This window comes from Halostagnicola bangensis (assembly GCF_054653435.1).
In genome coordinates this window covers 2,151,438-2,172,221 of sequence record NZ_BAAIGG010000002.1, presented here as the reverse complement: position 1 = coordinate 2,172,221, position 20,784 = coordinate 2,151,438, and the positions used below count along the sequence as shown (strand labels likewise).

Sequence of the window (20,784 nt, the reverse complement as noted above, 5' to 3'; positions counted from 1 at the left end):
GTACGGACCCCATACCGTTTCGAGAAATCGTTTTAGGAACGAAAATTGGGCCGGGACAACTCGCCGACGTCCGGCGATGAAAGGTCCTTATCGGTGTAGCCCGTAGCTATGGGTATGTGTGGCCGCTACACGCTGTTCGTCGATCAGGACGACCTCGAGGATCGGTTCGACGCTCGCTTTTCCGAGTCGTTTGGGCCGCGATACAACATGGCCCCGGGTCAGCGACTTCCCGTTATCACGAACGAGGAGCCGGAATCGATCCGGTCCCTCGAGTGGGGCCTGGTTCCGTCGTGGGCCGACGACGATAGGGACGGGCTGATTAACGCGCGTGCGGAGACGCTCGACGAGAAGCCGAGTTTTCGCGATGCGTACGAAAATCGTCGGGCGCTGGTTCTCGCGGACGGCTTCTACGAATGGGTTGAGGCCGACGACGGCCGGAAACAACCGTACAGGGTCGCCTTCGAGGACGATCGACCGTTCGCGATGGCGGGGCTCTGGGAGCGCTGGGAACCGTCGACGACCCAGACCGGACTCGAGGCGTTCGGGGGCGGGAGCCAGGACGCCGAGAACGGCGGCGAAGGCGGACCGCTCGAGACCTTTACAATTATCACGACGACGACGAACGATCTCGTCGGAGACCTTCACCACCGGATGGCGGCAATTCTCGAGCGCGACAGCGAACGAGAGTGGCTGGAAGGTGAGGAGTCACCGTCGGTTCTTGAGCCCCGTTCCGACGAGGAGATGGTCGCCTATCCGGTTTCGACCGCGGTGAACAGCCCGGCGACCGACGACCCGTCGCTGGTCGAACCGGTTTGACCGACGTTCCGGGGAAAGAATATAAAAGTAGGGCGGAAACGGAGATGCGGATTTCCACAAACTCGTGTCACATACACACATGATCAGCGAGTAGGGTTATCGTTGTACTGCGGTTTCGAGGGGGAGCTGGACGACTCACGAACGCGGGCCGGTATCGTAGAGAGATAAGATTTATATAGAAGGACAAACATAGAATCAGCTGACTATGAGTCAGCGAATGCAACAGGGACAGCCGATGATCGTGATGAGCGAGGACTCCCAGCGCGTCAAAGACCAGGACGCGCAGGACTACAATATCAGCGCCGCTCGAGCGGTCGCAGAGGCCGTTCGCTCGACACTCGGCCCGAAGGGAATGGACAAGATGCTCGTCGATTCGATGGGATCGGTAACCATCACGAACGACGGCGTCACCATCCTCAAAGAGATGGATATCGACAACCCGACAGCCGAGATGATCATCGAGGTCGCCGAAACCCAGGAAGACGAAGCCGGCGACGGTACCACGACCGCCGTCGCGATCGCGGGCGAGCTCCTCAAGAACGCCGAGGACCTTCTCGAACAGGACATTCACCCAACGGCCATCATCAAAGGATTCCACATGGCCGCAGAGCAGGCTCGAGCTGAAGTCGACAACATCGCCGAGGATATCGACCCGAGCGACGAAGAGCTCATCCGGAAAACGGCCGAAACCTCGATGACCGGCAAAGGTGCGGAAGTCAACAAAGAGCACCTCGCCCAGCTCATCGTCGACGCCGTCTCCGGCGTCACCGTCGAGACCCAGGACGGCGAGAACGTCGTCGATCTCGAGTTCCTCAACATCGAGACCCAGACCGGCCGCGCAGTCGGCGAATCCGACCTTCTCGAAGGCGGCATCATCGACAAGGAGCCAGTCCACGACAACATGCCGACCGAGGCCGAGGACGCGAACATCCTCCTCCTTAACGACCCGATCGAGATCGAGGAAACCGACGTCGACACCGAAGTCTCGGTGACGGACCCCGATCAGCTGCAGCAGTTCCTCGACCGCGAGGAAGAACAGCTCAAGGAGAAGGTACAGCAGATCGTCGACCTCGACGCCGACGTCGTCTTCTGTCAGAAAGGGATCGACGACCTCGCACAGCACTACCTCGCGAAGGAAGGCATTCTCGCCATCCGCCGCGCCAAGAAAAGCGACCTCGAGTTCCTCTCGGAAGTCGTCGACGCCGCGGTCGTCTCGGACCTCGCAAGCGCGACCGAGGCCGACCTTGGCTTCGGTGACGTTACCCGCGACGAAGAAGACGAACTGTTCTACGTCGAAGGAGAGGACGCACACGGCGTTACCCTCCTCCTTCGGGGCTCGACCGACCACGTCGTCGACGAACTCGAGCGCGGCGTCAACGACGCACTCGATGTCGTCGCACAGACCGTCTCCGACGGCCGCGTCCTGGCCGGCGGCGGCGCAATCGAGGTCGAACTCGCATCGCGTCTGCGCGACTACGCTGACTCCGTTTCCGGACGCGAACAGCTCGCCGTCGAAGCCTTCGCCGACTCCCTCGAGCTCGTCCCGCGCGTGCTCGCCGAGAACGCCGGCCTCGACAGCATCGACACGCTCGTCGACCTCCGCGCGGCTCACGAGGACGGCGACGTGCAGGCCGGTCTGAACGTCTTCTCGAGCGAAGTCGAGAACACGTTCGACGCCGGTGTCGTCGAACCGGCCCACGCCAAAGAGCAGGCCGTGACCTCCGCGAGCGAGGCCGCGAACCTCGTTCTCAAGATCGACGACATCATCTCCGCCGGCGACCTCTCGACCGATAAGGGCGACGACGAGGGTGGCGCACCCGGCGGCGCAGGCGGCATGGGCGGCATGGGCGGCGGCATGGGCGGCATGATGTAGATTCGGCCCGTAAACACATCCAACCCCCGACCGCTCGGATAGCCCAGAAACGATGACTTCGACCGCGTTTTTTATTACCTGTGTAAATATCGGCGATCGCGTTCGATAATCGAGCAGGGACAGCGTTCTTTATTCGTGGCCCACGAACGAAGCGTATGACCTACCAAACCACGATCGGCTGGTCGCTGTTCTCCTCGGGACTCGTCACGCTCTTGTTGTTCGTCCTTCCCGGCGATTCCCTGTGGTGGGGTATCGGCCTCCTCGTCCTCGGATTGGTCATCCTGTACGTGCGGTGAGCAATGGGCCGAGCAAATCCTCTCGAAGCGGATCACCAATGGCAATGAGAACCGTATCTGGTTTACGTTTCGACACGGTACGCCGTTCGTAGTGAGTACCCACGACGACGAGACGCCGTTCGACGCCTACCGCGAGGAGGTCGATCGACCGCTCTCGAGGCTGTTCCTCGAGTACACGCCCGGCCGCGCAGGCTGGTTTTCGGCGGGGATGGTCGCGAACTTCGTCGCGCGGATGGCGAGTCTCGTCCCGCCGTTGTTGTTGGGGATCGCGATCGACGCGCTGTTTACTAACGAGGGGCCGTTCGAACTGCCGCTCGTTCCCGACGCGTGGCTCCCGGCGGGGGAAACGGAGCAGTTCTGGTTCACCGTTATCGCGATCGCCGGCTCCTTTCTGATCGTCGCGCTCTTTACGTGGATCTACGGCGTCACGGCGAACATGTTCGCCCATGGCGTGATGCACGCGGTGCGGGTCGATTCGTTCGAGAAGATGCAACAACTGGACATGACGTTTTTCGACGACAAGCAGACGGGCGAGGTCATGGCGGTGTTGAACAACGACACCCAGAACCTCGAGATGTTCCTGGACAACGCCCTCATGAACTCCGCGCGTCTGGTCGTGATGGTCGGGGGTATCACGGCCGTGTTGTTCTACCTGAACTGGCAACTCGCGTTCGTCACGCTGTTTGCGATTCCGGCGATGGTTGTCTTTACGGTCTGGTTCATGCGCGTGGTCGAACCGCGCTACGTTCGCGAGCGATCGGCCGTCGGCCGACTGAACACCCGCCTCGAGAACGCTATCGCAGGAATGGGTCTGACCAAGACGACCTCGAGCGAGGAGTACGAGGTCGGTCGCGTTCGAAAGTCCTCACGAAACTTGTTCGAGAAGACGATGGACGTGCTCAAGATGAGCTACCTCTATCGGCCGGGAATGGAGCTCCTGGCAGGCGTTGCGTTCGCCGCAACCTTCCTCGTCGGCGGCCTCTGGCTCGTCAACGACGCCGCCCCGGGGCCGCTCACCGGCACCCTCTCCGTGGGCGACTTCGTCGTCTTCTTGATGTTGACCCAGCGAATCGTCGACCCGCTCGCGGAGGTTTCGAACATCGTCGATCAGTACCAGAACGCCAAGGCCTCGAGCGAGCGCGTCTTCGGGCTGATGGACATCCCTGTCCACGTCGAGGACCCGGACGACCCGATTCCCCTTGAGAACCCGAAGGGGCGCGTCGAGTACGACGACGTCACCTTCGGCTACGTCGACAACGAGTTGCGGGGCGCGGGCGACTCGACGGCGAGTGAAGACGACGAACGGGAACTCGAGGAGACGGTCCTCGAAGACGTCTCCTTCGAAGCCGATCCCGGCGAAACGGTCGCGTTCGTCGGTCCGACCGGGGCAGGGAAGTCGACGGCGCTGAAACTCCTACTTCGGTTGTACGACGTTCAGGAGGGAGCGGTCCGTCTCGACGGCCACAACGTTCGAGACGTGACACTCTCGGATCTCCGGTCGACGGTCGGTTACGTGAGTCAGGATACGTTCCTCTTCGACGGGACGATCGCCGACAACATCCAATACGGTCGGTTCGAGGCTGACGATGAAGCCGTTCGAGACGCTGCGAAGGCGGCACAGGCTCACGAGTTCATCGAGGACCTCTCGGAGGGGTACGAGACGCGCGTCGGCGAACGCGGCGTCAAGCTCTCGGGCGGTCAGCGCCAGCGGATCGCCCTCGCGCGGGCCGTTCTAATCGATCCCGAGGTGTTGATCCTCGACGAGGCGACGAGCGCGGTCGATACGAAGACCGAACTCCTGATCCAGCGATCGATCGACCGGTTGACCGAAGACCGGACGACGCTCGTTATCGCACACCGGCTCTCGACGGTCAAAGACGCCGACGCGATCCTCGTTCTGGAGGACGGCCAGATTGTCGAACGAGGCACGCACGAGGAGCTACTCGAGGCGGAGGGCAGATACGAAACGCTCTGGGGCGCACAAGCTGGCGATCGCGAATCGGCGGCGGACGCGCTCGTCGAGTAGTGGAGAAAAACCGCGGGAAATCGGGTGCGCCTACGCGTCTTCGTCGACTTCGAGCTCGAACTGTTCGTTTTCCGAAACCGAGTTGAGCACGACGCTCGTGTTCGAGGCTTTGATATCCGGGTCGGTAAGCAATGCTTTGATCTGGTCGTTCATCCCGTCGGTGTCGACGAACTTGCCGATGGCGATCACATCGTAGTCGCCGGTGACCTCGTAGACGCTGGTCATTTGCTTGTGGTCGCGGAGCGTTTCCGTGATATCGGGAAGCGCGTTCCCCTCGACTTTGAGCTGAATAACTGCCGTCACATCGTATCCAACCGCGTCGTAGTCAACGCGCGGCGTGTAGCCGTCGATTACGTCCTGATCCTCGAGATCCGAAAGGTGGTTCGAAACGGTCGTTACAGACACGTCGAGCTCTTCGGCAAGACTTCGCAGACTTGCTCGGCCATCGCCGAGCAGTGCATTCACCAACTTTGCATCGAGATTTTCGTACGTCATCACATCAACCCACTCGCCCATCACATTAGAACTTTACGAATATCCAATTTCCTCGGGAGAGTAGAAGATTTGCTCGATACAGTAGGGTTTTAGTAGTAGGGATCATCGGATAGGACGACGAGAAAGATGACAAGCGGAAACATCACATCTGCAGAACAGGACGTATTGGACGAGATCGAAACGAAGGATGTCGACTTCCTTCGTCTCCAGTTTACCGACATCCTCGGCACCGTCAAAAACGTCTCCGTTCCGGCCCGTCAGGCCGAGAAGGCGTTCACCGACGGTATCTACTTCGACGGCTCCTCGATCGAGGGCTTCGTTCGCATCCAGGAATCGGACATGCGCCTCGTCCCCGATCCGGACACGTTTGCGATTCTCCCGTGGAGAGATAGCGAAGAGAGCGCGTCCGCCCGAATGATCTGTGACGTGTACAACACGTCGACGGGCGAGCCGTTCAAGGGGGACCCACGCTACGTGCTCAAGCAAGCGCTCGAGCGTGCAGACGATCTCGGTTACACAGTCAACGCCGCACCGGAACCCGAGTTCTTCCTGTTCGAGGAGGACGAAGACGGCCGCGCAACGACCAAAACGAACGACGCCGGTGGCTACTTCGACCTCGCACCGAAAGATCTCGCCAGCGACGTACGCCGTGACATCATCTACGGCCTCGAGAGCATGGGCTTCGAAATCGAAGCCAGCCACCACGAGGTCGCACAGGGCCAGCACGAAATTAACTTCGAGTACGACGACGCGCTTTCGACGGCCGACAACGTCGGAACCTTCCGTACCGTCGTTCGTGCGATCGCCGCCGAACACGACCTACACGCGACGTTCATGCCGAAGCCGATTCCGAAGATCAACGGCTCGGGTATGCACACGCACCTATCGCTGTTCACCGAGGACGGCGACAACGCCTTCCACGACGGCGACGACGAGTTCGACCTCTCGGAGGAAGCCCACGCCTTCACCGCCGGTATCCTCGAGCACGCACCGGCGATCACGGCGGTCGCGAACCCAACGGTTAACAGCTACAAACGACTCGTTCCCGGCTACGAGGCACCCGTCTACGTCGCCTGGTCCGACCGTAACCGCTCGGCGCTTATTCGGAAGCCGGCCGCGCGCGTCCCAGCCGCCTCCCGTATCGAGGCTCGCTTCCCCGATCCGTCGTGTAACGCGTACCTCGCGTTCGCTGCCCTCATCCACGCCGGTCTCGACGGCATCGAGAAGGATCTCGAGTGCCCGGACCCAGTTCGAGAGAACATCTACGACTTCGACGAGGAAAAACGCGAAGAGTACGGTATCGAGACGCTCCCAACGAACCTCGGCGAAGCGGTCGACGCGCTCGAAGAGGACGAGGTTATCTACAACGCGCTCGGCGACCACATCGGACCGAAGTTCGTCGAAGCCAAGAACCAGGAGTTCAAGGACTACCTCGTCGATGTCTCCCAGTGGGAACTCGACCGGTACCTCGAGACGTTCTAAGACCGTCGAACCGCTCGTTGACGGCTTCAAACCAGCTACTGTGGCCGCTTGCTGTCTATATTCTTCCTTTTCGTTTTCTCAGCTGATGAGTCACATCGACGATTCCCTCGAATCGGCTCCGGGCTATCGAATTGGGGGCTAGGCTATCGTATCGTCCCCGAGGACCCGTTCGCGTTCGTCGATGCGGCGGCACCATCCGTACCGAACTGCGGTAACGCCAGAACGATTCCTCCAGCGACGAGTCCGACGAGGAACCAGACGAGATAGCTCTCGAACAGGATCAGGAGTCCCGCGGCGGCACCCAGCACCGACAGTCCGATGAGCAGTCCCGCGACGGTCCGTATCGTCATCGACCACCCGGTTCGGGCTGGTGGTGCATACTCCCAGACGACCAACGAACCGATCGCCCCACCGAGAAGGGCCGCCGCATCCAGCCGGTTCCCGACGAGCAGCGAACAGAGCGAAATCGCGGCCACGGTCACGAAGACGCCGGTTGTCGCCGTGTGCGTCCCGCGGTCAGCGAGTCGCCGTTTGACTGAGAGGACGACAAACAGGTACGCAAGCGCGATCCCCACCCCGACAGCTACGTCGATCGGGTAGTGAAGCCCGACTCCAATCCTCGAGAACCCGACGAGTGAGATCATCGCAGCTCCGGCCGCGTATCGAGCCCGCTTGGAACCGAGATCGGTCTCGAGGACGAGCATCGTCCAGATCACCGTTCCTGCGATAGCGTGTCCGCTGGGGAAACTCGTTGTTCCGACTTCGACCGCAGGAGCGTAGAGATGCGAGAGAACGGGCGGGAGGCTCTCGGGAGCGATCGTCGGACCGACACCCGGCCGCTCAACGGTGAAATAGCCTTTCAAACCAACCATGATCGCGTAGCCACCCATGACGATCCCCAGCCACGGCGCGAACCGATGGCGGTCGACGAGCCAGTACGCGAGGATGACGGCGGGTGCGACGAACCAGACACTACCGAGATAGGAGAGAAACGCGAATAGAAAGGCCATCCACTCCGGGAAGGCGTTCTGCACGGCTTCGACGGACGCCGATTCGAAGAGCATGTTCTCACCGGTTACCCCTTGGAACACTATAACTTTCGGTGGGTTTCTCAGTCAGAGCATCCGTCGAGAACTCGGCACCTTCAGGACCGCCACTCGCCGATTCGGTTGCGTATTCGACCAGGGATCCCGAGAATCGAGATTCCGGTGCCGAATAACACCATCAAGACGTAGACGCCGAGCGTCGACGTCCAGACGACGAACATGGCCAGAATGGCCCAGCCGCCCTCGAGGAAGTAAAACGCCGCAATCGCCATAGCCGTTCCGTAGAGCAAGACGAGATACGGCCCCCAGCCAACCAGGTGCCCCCGGCGCACTCGTTTCCGGACGTAGCGTTTGAGTTCTCCTTCAAGGGAGTCACGCTGGACCGTCCGCTGGTCGACATCTTCCTCGAACGACTCGAGGCGATCGCGAAGTCGCTCGATTTCTTCTCTGAGCGCTTCCGGATCGTCGGATCTGTCCCGCGTGCGGGCGCTCTTGCGGTCTTCCGATCGATCTCCGTCGGCACCCGTGGCGTCGTCGGTCATCGCTTCTGTCGAAACCTGTCGCACGCCGGGACTTTGTAGCTGCCGATCCGTATCACGACCCGCAAGGACGGCGTTCAAGACCGCACCGAAGATGATGATAATCGAGCCGATGTAGAGCCAAATGAGAACGAGCAATACCGCACCCAACACGCCGTAGACGGCGTAGTCGTCCACGAACCCGGCGTACACCGAAAACGTTCGGCTCAGGAGAAACCAGCCGATCGAAGCGACGACGGTTCCGGGGACCGCTTCGCGGAGTTCGATATCGACGCCCGGAAAGATAAAGAACATCGGAAGAAACGCGGCAAACAGGCCGGACAAGACCAGAAGTGGACCGACTACCGCGACGCCGACGAACGGAACGAACGCGATCACCCCTTCGACGATCGCGACGACCGTGAGCCCGCCCGTAACAGCGGCTGCGACGAGCAAGGCATCCCAGAACGTATCCACGAGGGATTTTGAAGCGGCAGTTCCGTAAATCTTCGAGAACGCCCGATCGAGCCCGCGCAGGACCCGGCTCGAACCCCAGAGCAATCCCAGCGCACCGACGACGGTCGCGCTTCGAACCCCGGTCTGGTCGACGAGCGTCTCCGCGAGCAGTTCCTGTGCCGACGGCGTAAGGACGTCACTAACCGCCGTCGAGACGTAGTTCGCTAGTGCTTCGCCGCCGATCGTCACCGCGAGCGCGAGCGCGAGCAACGTCAACGGCACGAGCGAAATGAACCCGTAGAAGGCGACACCGGCGGCTAACAGTGTCAACTGTTCGGTGCGCGCGAGATTGATCACTCGTCGACCCACCTCGAACAGTCGTCTGTAATCGATCACGTGTACCCAGTCGTGACCGAGGGGCAAATATCGCCACCTCGAGCGACCCGAAGTGTTGCTATAGATACTTTTTTGTTATTTCATTTCGACCGTTCGTGTATGGCCGAATATCACTGCCCCGACTGCCACGTGACCATGGAGGAAACGGCGATCCAGTCAGAGAGCGGCGGGGCGCTCACCGCCGATTCCGACGACGGGAGTGCCGTCCTCGAGAAGGTCGGAATGAGTACGTCGACAGCTGTCGAATCGGTCCGGTGCCCGGAGTGCGGTCTCGTTCGCCTCTACGCGGACGGAAACTAACGCAGTTCGATTACCTGAGAAATTCTTCGACACAGATCGAGAACGATAGTACCGCAACTGTTCGGGCTACTCCACGAGCGACGCCGCGGTCGCGTCGAAAATCTCCTCGACGGTCGCGTCGGACTTGAACGTCGTTCCGCCGTAGTGGGTCTTCGACGTTCGATACCCCGCATCACGAAGATCCGCGAGGAAGTCGTCCATCGCGTTCGCCGGAAGCCCCCAGTTTTTGCACAGTTTGTGTTGATCGTAGTGGGTCGGCTCCTCGAGTTCGGCCTCGAGCGTGCGGAGTAACTCCCGAGCGGTCTCTGCGGTCTCGAACTCGCTGGTGAGCTCTCCGCGGACCGCCTCGAGGAATTCGTCGTCCTGAATCGCACCGAGCCAGATCGGTCCAGCGACGAGGATTCGCTCGCCGCCGCAGTTGGGACACGTCTCGAGCGGCTCCGCGATCAGTCCTGCGGACGCTTCGCGGTGGAGACAGTCCTCGCAGTGAGAGAGATAGCCGAGTTCCTCGAGCGCGCGATCCGCGGCGGTCGATTTCCGGTCGAGCTCAAGGTACGTGCGAACGTAGTGACTCGTCGCGTGGGTCAAGATTGGGGTGACGCCGACGTCGAAGCGAGCACCGCTTCGAGCGAGCGCAGAGAGGAGCGTTCGAACGCCCATCTCGGTGTGGTAGTCGGTGTTTCGCGGCACGGCGCTGTAGGACCGCATCCCGCTGTTGAGGTGGGCACCACACAGCGGTGCGGTATCGGTCGCGGTGACACAGACGAGGTTGTGACAGTTGGCGAAGGCCGCGTCGGCGAAAGGCATCGGCGTTCCGAACGGATCGAGGTCGATCACGTCAAACATCGACTCGTGCATCAGGGCGTTGGCGTTTGCCCGCTCGACAGTCGCCTCGCAGTCGTTTCGCTCGAAATTCTCCCGGGCGAGCGACACGGCCTCGGGGTCGATATCACAGCACGTAACGTCCCACCCGTCTCGAGCCGCGCGGACGCCGCGGACGCCGCTCGCGGTCATCGCATCGAAATACGTCTCGGCTCGCGGTTCGCGTCCGCGAAAGGCACGGAGCGTCGCGATCGTCAGGTCGCGGTTCATTTCCTGGCGCGGGTTATAAAAGACCGACTCCTCGAACCCCTCCGTTTGTTCGCCGGGTACCTCGAGTTCGACGTTTCCCTCCGTGACGCGCATATCCGTACTCCGTAGAGCGGGGCGAAAAACAGCGTGGTCTGACTCGAGCATCTTTGTGTGTCGTTTGGGCCTGTCCCACCAGTGAGGGTGCGGTGGGTAGTGTCGACCGGGGCGGCGGCTTTCAGGGCGGTAGTACCGCCACAGCAACCGAGACAACTGCGTATGCGGGTTCAGTCTATTTAGCCATCTAATTCACTCATACTGCCGGCTGTAAGTCGTTCAAGATTCTCGCCGCCCGGGGGTGCGAGAATCTTCACATAGTTACAGCCGGCAGTATCAGAGCAACTCGAGCGGAGATCACTACCAGCTCCCAAAAGCACGTAGACAACCAAACGGATTTTACAGTTCGGAAGAGAGGTTCGGTCGTGCCCGATTCGAACCCCGTCGAAGAGTGGGAAGCCCGGCTCGAGGAGTCGGGACAGCTCACGCCCGACATCGTCGAGCAGATCACGAGGCTGCACGACGACCGCGGGGTTCGCGCCATCGAAGCCGTCGGGGAGCGGCGAGTGAAATCCTACCAGGATTTCACGATCGTCGTCGGCTACGACGACGAGTACATCGTCGAGGGACGAGGCTGTACGTGCAAGGACAGCGAGTATAACCTCGACAACGACGATCCGACCGACCTCTGCTGGCACGCGCTTGCGGTCGCCATCGCCCGACGCGTCGGCCACGTCGATTACCACGATATGTGGTACTCAGAAGTTCGGGAATTTTTGTAAACTCGAGAACGAAAGACGGACGAGTCGTCAATCCTCGGCGCAAATTTCGACGAAATTCCGCAGTATCTGCAGTCCCGTCTCACCGCTCTTTTCAGGGTGGAACTGCGTCCCGAAGACGGTTCCGTCCTCGTTCGCGACGATCGAGGGGAACTCCTGTTCGTAGTCGGTCGAGGCGACTGTCGCGTTCGCCGCGTCCGGAACGGCGTAATAGGAGTGGACGAAGTAGGCGTACTCCCCATCGACGCCCTCAACCAGCGGGTGGTCTCGCTCGATCGAGAGTTCGTTCCAGCCCATGTGGGGTACTTTCTGTCCGTTATCGAAGCGAACGTTCGTCCCGGGAATCAAATCCAGACCCTCGACCGCGGCGTCGCCGTCGGTCTCTCCCTCCTCGCTCGAGGTGAGAAGCATCTGCATTCCGAGACAGATTCCGAAGAGCGGCTGACCGCGGTCGGCGACCGCCTCGAGATCCTCGCGGATCGAATCGGCGTTCTCAACGCCCTCCCGAAACGCGCCGACGCCGGGGAGGACGACGCCGTCGGCGGCCTCGAAGGCCTCTGGGTCGTCGGTGATCTCGACGGCCGCACCCGCACGCTCTAATCCGCGGGTAACGCTCCGGAGGTTCCCCAGGCCGTAGTCGACGACGACGACCGAGGCGAGTTCCTCCTCGGGCGGCGATGGCATCGTGCTCATAACCGTAGATTCGTGTGGGAAGGCAAGTGCGTTACTCTTCGAACAATCGATTACGGAAAATCGAGTACCGTTGTCTTAGCACTCGTCGTACGCCGTCTGTCACATGATCTCGGAAACCGCATTAGACGCTAAAGCCGTCTGCGAGCACCTCGAGCGTGAACTAGTCTCCATACACTCCTGATACCGATCACCGGGAAGGATAGCTCTCTCGTGACGTCAGCGAAAACTCGATTGATCCGTGAGCAATAGGTGGCCGTCGTTACTTCGCGAGCGACTCCGCCATCCGTTTGGGGAACCCCTTCAGCAATTCCACGATTCCCATCGCTTCGTCGCCCTCTCGAATGTACGACCGGGTTCGCTGGCTGATTATTTCGACGGTGATGATCAACAGCAGGATCACGAGGATCGTCGCCATCATCTCGGTGTAGGCGAACAACCGCTGTTGGGTGTTCAATATGAGCCCGATACCGCCACCGCCGATGATACCCAGTGTGACGGCGATTCGGATGTTGATCTCGAAGATGTACAACGTCCACGCAATGAACGGCGTGTACACCTGCGAGAGCATGCCGAAGACGATCACTTGAATTCGGCCGGCACCCGTGGTACGGATGGCCTCGATCGGACCGTCTTCGATCTCCTCGAGTTCGTCCGTGAACAAGCGACCCAGATTTCCGACCGTATCCGTCGCAACTGCGAGTGTCGCCGTGAACGGCGAAACGCCACCGAGCGGGACGTAGATCAGCGCCCAGACGAGCGCTGGGATCGCGCGGATCGACGACATCATACCGCGGAACAGGAAGTTAAACGGGAACGGCGTCACTCGACCCGATCCGAGCACTGCGAACAGCAGGGCTAACGGGAAGCCAAGAATGGTGCCGCCGAATCCGATCGCGAGCGTGATGCCGGCCTCGTGGAAGAGGTTCTGTTCGACGATGAAATCGACGTACTGCATGAAGTCGATAAATGGCAAAAACCCGAAGTAGGTCGTTCGCGGAAAGTACTCATCAAGCGCTTCAGCGAAAAACGGTGCGTAGTAGAAAAGCTCGTGGATCGAAAATCCGACCATCGTCAACGCGTAGTTAAACGCGAATAGCAAGATTCCGAGGGCCCCGCCTGCAAAAATCCAACGACGCCGCCGAGCGCGTTGAATAGATTCGAGCTTTTCTTCGACGGCAGGTGAAACCGTTTCTGAAGGCTGTTCTGTGTCCGTGCTCATACGTCGGCGACCCCCGTTGCCCCCGTTGCTCCCGAGTCGCTATCGCTTTCGTCTTCCCGATGAGCGCCGAGGCCAGTCAGTTGATCGATGTTAACGTCTTCATAGATCCGTTCGATCACATCGAGATCGAATTCGTCTTTGTAGCCATCGAAGACGAGCTCGCCGTGTTTCAGCCCGATAAAGCGTTGACCGAACTCCTGGGCGAGGTTGACCTGGTGGAGGCTTATAGCCGTCGTTAGCCCGTGTTCTTCCGTTGCTGTCAGGAGGTATTCCATCACTTGTTGGGCACTGCCGGGATCCAGACTCGCAACGGGTTCGTCAGCCAGTAACGTCTCGGGTTCCTGGACGAGCGCACGGGCAATTCCGACTCGCTGTTGTTGACCGCCACTCATCCGGCGTGCACTTTGCTGAGCCTCGTCAAGCAATCCGACGGTTTCGAGGGCCTCAAGTGCGCGGTACTTGTCTTCGGTATCGTTTCGTTTGAGAATGCTACTGAGCAGGCCAGTGCGTTTGAGCGAACCGGTGAGTGCGTTCGAGTAGGCGCTCATCTGTCCGATAATATTGTGTTGTTGAAAGATCATCGCCGTGTCGGGGTGCGGCTGAGTGATCTCAGTTCCGTTGATGACGATCTCCCCTGATGTGGGCTGGGTCAATCCGTTCATACACCGGAGAAGGGTAGATTTACCAGATCCGGAAGTTCCCAACACCACGACGAACTCGCCATCGGGTATCGTAAACGAGACATCGTCTAACGCTTGCGTTTCGCCAAATCGTTTACTGAGATTATTTACTTCGATACTACTCATCTATCGTGAGCATACAGAGTCTTCGTTTCATCAAGCGGTGCTGAGTCGATACGTGCGGTGACGAGAGATTATTCGTCAGCCACGTCTTCGAACGCGAGATCAAGGGTGTCCATCGCGTCTTCGATCGGTTCGTAATCCTCGATCGTCGCTTCTTCGACACCAGTGAACCAGAGCGGATCCTCGGCATCTTCATCAACTAAGTCTTCTTCTTCTGCTTCCAACAAGGCCTCTTCGATTTCTTCGACAACGGGGTCGTCCCAGTTCGACCGTGCGACAATCGGTGCGCGGGGGATCGGGTCAGAAACAGCGAGCAACTGCAACTCTTCGTCGCCCGTGTCGAGATTGCCGACTTCGGCGGAGTGTTCCATGAAATCGTCAGACATCTGGTCCTCGGAGAGGTACTCGGACGAAACGAACGCACCGGTCCCCGCTGCGACGACGTCCTCCCGTTCAAACAGTTGATTCAATGCTGTGTCGTGATCGGAATAGCTAACCTCGAAGTCTTCCGGTGAGCCGTCGGGTGCGTCGCCAACATCTAACCCACCTTCGTGGAGCATCATAAGCGGGTAGAGTCCGCCACTAACCGAAAGTTGGTCGGCGAGATGAACATCGTGGTCTTCTTCGATGTCGGAGAGTTCATCGACCGGACTATCGGGGGTCGTCACGATTGTCGAGAAATACACTGCGGCACCGTGTTGAATGCGCATTCCGAGGATGTCCATCGAATCCGGAGCGGCGACGACGCCGGTCGGCGAAATATCGGCCAGTTCGGCCTGTTCGTTCTCGATGGCCGCAACCGTCGCGGTGTAGCTTTCGGCCTCGCTGTAATCGACCGTAATATCGGCTTCGTCCTCTACGTACTGGAAAAACTGCGCGTACTGTTCGGACATATCGACGCCGCCCTCCGCCGGGTTGAGGACCATATCGATCACGTCGTCGTCGTCACTGCCAACGAGATCCCCGATACAACCCGCGAGTCCAACGGTTGCAGCGACACCGGTACCTGTTAAGAATGTACGTCGATTACTACCCATTCGACCACGTTCGGACATAGTTCCTACTGATGTGCAACGCATTTAGTGTTTTCTATGTCACGAACAGAGGACTATAGAGAATATATGATGTGTAACTTAATATTTCTTCCCGAGGGCGGTTAAAAACCGTCTAATCGCCGCTGGTTACTCGAGCTTCCGTCGACGCCAGCGAGGTCAGCGGCCGTCTCCAGCGCTTCCCGAAACGTGTCCTCCTGGCTTCGGTCGTACAGCGTCGCCGCCGGATGCACGGAGAGCACGACCCGACGAGCCGTCTCGTTGACCCGTATCTCCTCGACGGTTCCAGCCTCCGAAGTCACCGAAACGGATCGACCGAGCAAATGTTCGCTCGGAACCTTTCCGAGGGTGACGATCACGTCCGGTTCCATTCGGTCGATTTCGGTCTCGAGGTAGCCGCGACAGTTCTCGAGTTCCGATTTCGCCGGGTCGCGGTTCTCGGGCGGTCGACAGCGAACGCAGTTAGTAATCCGAACGTCTCCACGCTCGAGGCCGACCACGAGCAACGTGTCGTCTAGCACCGAGCCGCTCCGGCCGACGAAGGGCTCGCCCTGTTCGTCCTCGTTCGCTCCCGGTCCTTCGCCGACGAACAAGATGTCGGCGTCTTCCGGGCCCGTTCCGTTGACGATCTGACTCCGCGAGTCGACCAGTTTCGGGCATCGTTCGCAGGCGGTCACCTCGAGTCCGTCCAGCTCCTCGTCCATGGTCGTCGCTTGGACGCCCCGGTACTACGTGTTTCGGGTCGCAACTGCGTGGCCCGCCAGCGATTGGTTACGATGGAGTCACAGACGGCTCGAGTCGCTACCGGTCGCCAAATCGATACTCGTGGCCCGCTCGCGCGGCCGCTCGAGCGACCCGAATCGGCTCCGGTCGACCACCATCGGGCGTGAACGCGCGAACGAGTTCTACCGCCTTCGAATGCTCGAGCCCGACGGCGCGGACGTACACCGTCTCGCCGTTGACCAACACCGGTTGTCTCGGCGGGAGAGAGCGATAGCGCTCGAGGCGCTGTGCAAGCCGGTCACCAGAAAAAGCGTCTCTGAGGCCGTCTTCAAGGCCGTCGCTGTCTTCGAACGTCACCGCGATAACCGATCGATTAGTTGTTCTCGCGATACGTGAGAGGTCGACGATGTTGTACCACGCGGGGGCGATGGCACCGAGTATCACGTCATCGATGTCCGGCCGATCGAACTCGTCGATAAGCGAAATGACCGCATCAGTCGCGTCCGTTCCGCCGACCGTACACGAGGAGAACGCGAACTCCTCGACGGTTCGGTCGGCCCGAACGACCGCGCCGGCGAGCGTGCTTCGCTCACCGGTGGCTGATTCGGCGATACCCAGCGCCCGCGCCCCGGATTTCATCAGGAGTCGTCTTCGTCCTTGATCTCCTCGAGCCGATCGAGCAGTTCGTCGCTCGAGGCACCGTTTTCGAACTCGAGCGTGCCGTCGTGGTGGCTCTGTTCGGACTCTACCGCGTCATCATCATCAAAATCGGCGTCAACCTCTTGCTGTTCGGATTCGTCGTAGCTTCCGAATCCCATACGGTAGTACATACGACCCGGGGCATCAAAAGTTCCATGGGTGGCAAAAACATCATATTTCGGTACTATCGACGCCAGTATTATATCACCAGATACCGAGAACCCGTCCATGGAGGTTCAACACGTCACCGAAGATGCGGAGACGTTCACCTGTAACGCGTTTCTCGTTCGTGGCGATCAAACGATACTTGTGGACGCTGGCGCGTGGGACGGCGTCGTCGAGGAGATCCGAACGTCTCTCGACGGCGAAACGATCGACGCGATCGTCCTGACTCACCAACACGGTGATCACGTCGCCCAACTCGAGGCCGTCTGCGACGCGTTCGATCCGGACGTGTACGCGTACGCGGATCACCCCCTTCGAACGCACGAGATCGATGACGGCGATACTGTCCGGATCGGCGACGAGTCCTTCGAAGTCATTTACACCCCCGGTCACGCCGACGACCACGTCTCGTTCGTCTCCGGAGCGACGCTGTTTTCCGGCGACGTGGTCGTCCACGACGACGGCGCGTTCGACTACGGGAGCTTCGGCCGAACCGACATGGCCGGCCAGTCTCGAGAGACCCTCATCGAGAGCCTCGAGGAACTGCTCTCGCGGCTCCCCGACTCCGTCGAACACATGTACGCGGGACACGGCGGCGTCTTCCACGGCGACGTCACCGACGTGGTCGAGACGGCCCTCGAGCGAGCCCAAAAGCGCGAGCCGAAGTATCCGGACGAGTAGCGCGATCGCTCAGCGGCTAATTCTGACGCTCGAGAACGATCCCGTCGCTCGAGAAACGGGCGCACCGAACGAAAATCGAGCCGTCGAGTCGAACCTTACGTTGCGCGTGCTTCCTTGGCTTTCGGTCGGAGCTTCTTGTATCCGCACTTGCGACAGCGGTTCGCGTCTTTCGAGTTACGAGCGTTACAGCGCATGCAGATCATCTTCTCGAGCATCCGTTTTTCCGCAGCGTCGAAACTGGCCATACAGGTCGGTTGTTCGTGGCGCATATAATGCCTGCGGTCCGAACTCACGGGAGTTCCCGCGAGGGACGTCTCGCGGGGCTCGTTGGGGGAAGAGCGAGCGTTTGCAACTAGTCACTCGTCGGCCAGGTAGTCGTCCTGCACGGCGACGACGTCGCTCGAGTCCTCACACTCGGCGTACCGATCGAGGGGCTCCTCGTTGAGCGTCAGGAACGTCTCTCCCCAGCGGAACGGCTCGAGGAGATCCTCGGCCGCTTGGTCCTCGCCGAAGATACGGAGCGCCCCCGCGAGCGCTTCGACCGTCGTCAGCTGGAACGGGTTGCCGTAGTTCACCGGGTTGGCGGCGACGAGAAACGGGAGCGCACGGTGGACGCCGTTCATCGCGAACGACGCTTCCTCGGCGGACTCCCACGAACAGTCCAGCGCGACGAGCGTCCGAAGTCCATCGTCGGCGTCCGCCGGCGAGAGCGCCTGCTCGGCGTGGGGGTTGAGGACGACCCCGTAGGGAACCTGCCTCATCGACCGATGGAGGATGGCTCGGTCGAACTTCTCGAGGCGACGAGCGGTGCACTTCTTCGGATCGTCGTCGCCTTCGTAGTAGACGTGACACTCCACACCCGTGGTAGGACGGGGTGAGAGAAAAGGAGTGTGACTCGGATCAGTCCGCTTCTCCGAAGCTGTCCGTGACGATGAACCAGGCGAAGGTGAGAACGACGAGGAGGAGGAACGCGCCGACAGTGAATCCGAAGGTCGCCGTTTGGCCGGCCATCCTCTCTCCGAAGACCCCGGCTACCCATCCCGCCACTAATCCGACGAAAATGGTAGCCGTTACGAGGATGATTACGAGGTTGCGGTCGGCCATCGCGAGCGGGTAGTCCCCGGAGTTCGATAAGGAGCGTGCCTGAATTCGCCGAGTCTCGAGGAATGAGCCGGCCGGGCCGCATCGAACCGTCTTCCGCCCGGCCTGACTACGACTCGTGGATCGTCTCGCCGCGGTTCAATCTGGCCGCGATCGTAAACGTCTGTTCGGCCTCCCGTCGAGTCGGAAAGTGCGCGGCCAGATAGCGCGCCGTCGCGATCAGGGGGACCCACTGCCGGACATCGTCGCTGTCTGCCCTCCCGATCCGTTCTCGAGCCAGGTCGAATTGCCGAAACGCGGCCTCGACGTTCTGGAGCGTGTGAAAGCCCGCGTCCTCGCGCAGGAGGGCGTGACCCAAAGTACGCTTCAGTTTGGCCGCATCACCGCCGCAGCCGACAAACTCGGCCACGAGGCGGCCCGCGCGATTTACCTCGCCTTCGGTGTCGAACGTCTTGAGGAGGTCCTCGAGGATCGCGTCCGGATCGCGGCCCGTCTCGTTGTCGGCGGGTGACGGAACGGGTGCGGGCGGCGTGTTGAGGAAGCGATCGAGGTAGACGTTGAGCGCGACGTCAAAGACGCCCCGATAGAGTTCGATCGCGTCGGTTCGGCGCGTCGATTGGTGGACGGCGTTCGCGTAGGTGAACGTGTGGTGGACGGTGTTCCAGTCCGAGAACTCGTTGGCCGTGCCGAACTGGGCGACTCGAGTCGCCGCGGCCCGCGCCGTCTCGCGTGCGAGGGCTTCGGTGCTCGCCCCCGCTCGTATCGCGTCGGCAAGACTCGAGACGATCGCCTCGGGGTCGTCCGAGAGTAATATTTCCTGGAAGCCGGAGGGAGATTCCCAATCGCCGCCATCACCATCACATCCGCCATCTCCGCTATTACCGCCATTGCGACCGGCCGTCACGTCCTCACCGTCAGCGGCGAGTCGTTCGAGCCCGCTCGTCTCGGTCACGTCGCCGCCGTAGACCTCCTCGAGGAGGGTCACGAGGTCGGTCGGCTGTCGCCACGACGACCGTTCGTCGCTTCGGGAAGCGGTTGCGAGCGGTTCGACCAGACTCGCGAGCGTCGTCGGCGCGCGCTCCCAGCCGACGTGCTCGAGTGTCTCGAAGGCCTTGTTCGCGAAGTCGAGGACGTGGCCAGTCGAGAGGTAGGGGTGGTCAGTCGTGGCCGCAAAGACCAGTTCCGCGACCGCCGCCTCGTCGTGTCCGGCCTCGATCGCCGTGCGAAGACACCGCTCCGCCCCGTCGGCATCCCGGACTTCGATGCACTCGCGGAACCAGGATTTCAGCCGCTCGAGCGAGACGTCGGTCGTCGAAAACGCGGGCTGAGAAACGGTCGGTGGTTCGCCGTCGCAGTCGCTCGCGACGTGACGAACGCCGGTGTACAGCGCCCGCTTTCGATTCTCGGCCTCGAGGTCGTCCATCACGTTCGTCATACAGCCGAGGATGGTCAGCCCGGAGCTCCAGCCCGACTCGCGATATCGGGTTCCAAAGTCGAGGGTCGCTTCGACGGGCGAGCGGTAGTCCGCTCCCGCGTCGAGCAATCCGATCGTCGACTTGGCGACAACGAGTCGCAGGTTCTCCTCGAGTCCCGTCTCGAGGCGGTCGACCCAGTGCTCCTCGGGAGGTTTCGCTCGCTCCGGCGTGGGATCGACGTAGACCGTTCCGTCCCGAACCTCGACCGGATACGTCTGCACGTCGTCGGCCCACGGATCGAACGTGTCGCCACAGGAGAGTTCGAATCGCGCGTGATGCCAGTGACAGGTGAGGATGCCGTCATCGACGGTCCCCTCCGCGAGCGGAAATCCCATATGCGGACAGCGGTTGTCGACCGCGCGTATCTCGCCCTCGTGGGCGAAGACGGCAAGCGCTGTCCCGCCGCGGGAGACCAACGTTCGCCCCTCCTCCTCGAGTTCCTCGAGCGAGGAGACTTCGTACAGGTTGTCGGAATCAGTAGCCATGCGAATTGCCACCACGGCTTGAGTGAAAACCGTTCCCTGAACGAGGTTTTTGTCCACTAACTGATTCGTCTGTAGACGCG

General features: G+C 60.7%; 23 protein-coding genes. 8 read left to right on the top strand and 15 right to left on the bottom strand.

Features of this window, described 5'->3' with window-relative positions; all coding sequences use genetic code 11:
* Nucleotides 1-114 precede the first annotated feature (114 nt).
* The 4 genes from ACYQ14_RS12555 (at nucleotide 115) to ACYQ14_RS12540 (ending at nucleotide 5,011) form a co-directional block, all read left to right on the top strand.
* Nucleotides 115-816, top strand: coding sequence for an SOS response-associated peptidase (locus ACYQ14_RS12555; RefSeq protein WP_459888696.1), 702 nt, complete (start codon nucleotides 115-117; stop codon nucleotides 814-816).
* A gap of 217 nt (nucleotides 817-1,033) precedes the next feature.
* Complete coding sequence (thsB, locus tag ACYQ14_RS12550) at nucleotides 1,034-2,689, top strand: thermosome subunit beta (protein ID WP_459890064.1); 1,656 nt, start codon at nucleotides 1,034-1,036, stop codon at nucleotides 2,687-2,689.
* Nucleotides 2,690-2,844: 155 nt separating this feature from the next.
* Nucleotides 2,845-2,985: a hypothetical protein gene (locus ACYQ14_RS12545; RefSeq protein ID WP_283836030.1), complete on the top strand. Its 141-nt coding sequence runs from the start codon at nucleotides 2,845-2,847 to the stop codon at nucleotides 2,983-2,985.
* Nucleotides 2,986-3,076: 91 nt separating this feature from the next.
* The gene (locus ACYQ14_RS12540) at nucleotides 3,077-5,011 is read left to right on the top strand and encodes an ABC transporter ATP-binding protein (protein ID WP_459888694.1); all 1,935 of its coding nucleotides are present in this window, start codon (nucleotides 3,077-3,079) and stop codon (nucleotides 5,009-5,011) included.
* 30 nt (nucleotides 5,012-5,041) lie between these two features.
* Here ACYQ14_RS12540 and lrp read toward each other — a convergent pair whose 3' ends face one another.
* Nucleotides 5,042-5,506 carry an HTH-type transcriptional regulator Lrp gene (gene lrp / locus ACYQ14_RS12535; RefSeq protein ID WP_283836026.1) on the bottom strand — a complete coding sequence of 155 codons (465 nt, stop codon included), beginning with the start codon at nucleotides 5,504-5,506 and terminating at the stop codon, nucleotides 5,042-5,044.
* A gap of 126 nt (nucleotides 5,507-5,632) precedes the next feature.
* On the opposite strand from lrp, the gene glnA reads away from it, so the two are divergent.
* On the top strand, nucleotides 5,633-6,988 hold the full coding sequence (gene glnA, locus ACYQ14_RS12530; protein ID WP_459888691.1) for a type I glutamate--ammonia ligase: 1,356 nt from the start codon (nucleotides 5,633-5,635) through the stop codon (nucleotides 6,986-6,988).
* Between the two features lie 143 nt (nucleotides 6,989-7,131).
* Here glnA and ACYQ14_RS12525 read toward each other — a convergent pair whose 3' ends face one another.
* Both ACYQ14_RS12525 and ACYQ14_RS12520 read right to left on the bottom strand, forming a co-directional pair.
* Complete coding sequence (locus tag ACYQ14_RS12525) at nucleotides 7,132-8,052, bottom strand: phosphatase PAP2 family protein (RefSeq protein WP_459888690.1); 921 nt, start codon at nucleotides 8,050-8,052, stop codon at nucleotides 7,132-7,134.
* An 80-nt stretch (nucleotides 8,053-8,132) separates the two neighbouring features.
* A complete protein-coding gene (locus tag ACYQ14_RS12520) occupies nucleotides 8,133-9,404 on the bottom strand; it encodes a YihY/virulence factor BrkB family protein (RefSeq protein ID WP_459890062.1) in 1,272 nt (423 codons plus the stop codon).
* Between the two features lie 99 nt (nucleotides 9,405-9,503).
* Between ACYQ14_RS12520 and ACYQ14_RS12515 the strand changes: the two genes are divergently transcribed.
* On the top strand, nucleotides 9,504-9,704 hold the full coding sequence (locus ACYQ14_RS12515) for a hypothetical protein (protein WP_459888688.1): 201 nt from the start codon (nucleotides 9,504-9,506) through the stop codon (nucleotides 9,702-9,704).
* 66 nt (nucleotides 9,705-9,770) lie between these two features.
* Here the strand turns inward: ACYQ14_RS12515 and ACYQ14_RS12510 are convergent, their stop codons facing one another.
* Nucleotides 9,771-10,889, bottom strand: a complete 1,119-nt coding sequence (locus ACYQ14_RS12510) for a tRNA (guanine(26)-N(2))-dimethyltransferase (RefSeq protein ID WP_459888686.1) — start codon at nucleotides 10,887-10,889, stop codon at nucleotides 9,771-9,773.
* A 365-nt stretch (nucleotides 10,890-11,254) separates the two neighbouring features.
* Here ACYQ14_RS12510 and ACYQ14_RS12505 point away from each other — a divergent pair, with 365 nt between their 5' ends.
* Complete coding sequence (locus ACYQ14_RS12505) at nucleotides 11,255-11,611, top strand: hypothetical protein (RefSeq protein ID WP_459888684.1); 357 nt, start codon at nucleotides 11,255-11,257, stop codon at nucleotides 11,609-11,611.
* Between the two features lie 27 nt (nucleotides 11,612-11,638).
* On the opposite strand, the gene hisH is transcribed toward ACYQ14_RS12505, so the two are convergent.
* From hisH to ACYQ14_RS12470, 7 genes are all read right to left on the bottom strand, one after another.
* Nucleotides 11,639-12,301: an imidazole glycerol phosphate synthase subunit HisH gene (gene hisH, locus ACYQ14_RS12500; RefSeq protein ID WP_459888682.1), complete on the bottom strand. Its 663-nt coding sequence runs from the start codon at nucleotides 12,299-12,301 to the stop codon at nucleotides 11,639-11,641.
* A 259-nt stretch (nucleotides 12,302-12,560) separates the two neighbouring features.
* Nucleotides 12,561-13,520, bottom strand: coding sequence for a phosphonate ABC transporter, permease protein PhnE (gene phnE / locus ACYQ14_RS12495; RefSeq protein WP_459888681.1), 960 nt, complete (start codon nucleotides 13,518-13,520; stop codon nucleotides 12,561-12,563).
* Entirely contained in the window at nucleotides 13,517-14,326 is an 810-nt protein-coding gene (phnC, locus tag ACYQ14_RS12490) for a phosphonate ABC transporter ATP-binding protein (protein WP_283836017.1), read from the bottom strand. The genes phnE and phnC overlap by 4 nt, the downstream gene beginning before the upstream one ends.
* 68 nt (nucleotides 14,327-14,394) lie before the next feature.
* Nucleotides 14,395-15,360 (bottom strand): PhnD/SsuA/transferrin family substrate-binding protein, encoded by a 966-nt coding sequence (locus ACYQ14_RS12485; RefSeq protein ID WP_459888680.1) that lies wholly within the window; start codon nucleotides 15,358-15,360, stop codon nucleotides 14,395-14,397.
* A gap of 119 nt (nucleotides 15,361-15,479) precedes the next feature.
* On the bottom strand, nucleotides 15,480-16,079 hold the full coding sequence (locus ACYQ14_RS12480) for a uracil-DNA glycosylase (protein WP_459888678.1): 600 nt from the start codon (nucleotides 16,077-16,079) through the stop codon (nucleotides 15,480-15,482).
* A 97-nt stretch (nucleotides 16,080-16,176) separates the two neighbouring features.
* Nucleotides 16,177-16,737, bottom strand: coding sequence for an endonuclease dU (locus ACYQ14_RS12475; protein ID WP_459888676.1), 561 nt, complete (start codon nucleotides 16,735-16,737; stop codon nucleotides 16,177-16,179).
* On the bottom strand, nucleotides 16,737-16,916 hold the full coding sequence (locus tag ACYQ14_RS12470; protein ID WP_283836013.1) for a DUF5786 family protein: 180 nt from the start codon (nucleotides 16,914-16,916) through the stop codon (nucleotides 16,737-16,739). The genes ACYQ14_RS12475 and ACYQ14_RS12470 overlap by 1 nt, the downstream gene beginning before the upstream one ends.
* Before the next feature lie 109 nt (nucleotides 16,917-17,025).
* On the opposite strand from ACYQ14_RS12470, the gene ACYQ14_RS12465 reads away from it, so the two are divergent.
* Nucleotides 17,026-17,643, top strand: coding sequence for an MBL fold metallo-hydrolase (locus ACYQ14_RS12465; protein WP_459888674.1), 618 nt, complete (start codon nucleotides 17,026-17,028; stop codon nucleotides 17,641-17,643).
* Nucleotides 17,644-17,738: 95 nt separating this feature from the next.
* Here the strand turns inward: ACYQ14_RS12465 and ACYQ14_RS12460 are convergent, their stop codons facing one another.
* The 4 genes from ACYQ14_RS12460 to ACYQ14_RS12445 all read right to left on the bottom strand — a co-directional run bounded on the left by ACYQ14_RS12460 (nucleotide 17,739) and on the right by ACYQ14_RS12445 (nucleotide 20,704).
* Complete coding sequence (locus ACYQ14_RS12460) at nucleotides 17,739-17,888, bottom strand: 50S ribosomal protein L40e (RefSeq protein ID WP_283836009.1); 150 nt, start codon at nucleotides 17,886-17,888, stop codon at nucleotides 17,739-17,741.
* A 111-nt stretch (nucleotides 17,889-17,999) separates the two neighbouring features.
* Nucleotides 18,000-18,500 carry a DUF367 family protein gene (locus ACYQ14_RS12455; RefSeq protein WP_459888673.1) on the bottom strand — a complete coding sequence of 167 codons (501 nt, stop codon included), beginning with the start codon at nucleotides 18,498-18,500 and terminating at the stop codon, nucleotides 18,000-18,002.
* A 43-nt stretch (nucleotides 18,501-18,543) separates the two neighbouring features.
* Complete coding sequence (locus tag ACYQ14_RS12450; RefSeq protein ID WP_459888671.1) at nucleotides 18,544-18,747, bottom strand: hypothetical protein; 204 nt, start codon at nucleotides 18,745-18,747, stop codon at nucleotides 18,544-18,546.
* Nucleotides 18,748-18,853: 106 nt separating this feature from the next.
* Nucleotides 18,854-20,704 carry a Rieske (2Fe-2S) protein gene (locus ACYQ14_RS12445; RefSeq protein WP_459888669.1) on the bottom strand — a complete coding sequence of 617 codons (1,851 nt, stop codon included), beginning with the start codon at nucleotides 20,702-20,704 and terminating at the stop codon, nucleotides 18,854-18,856.
* Nucleotides 20,705-20,784: the final 80 nt, after the last annotated feature.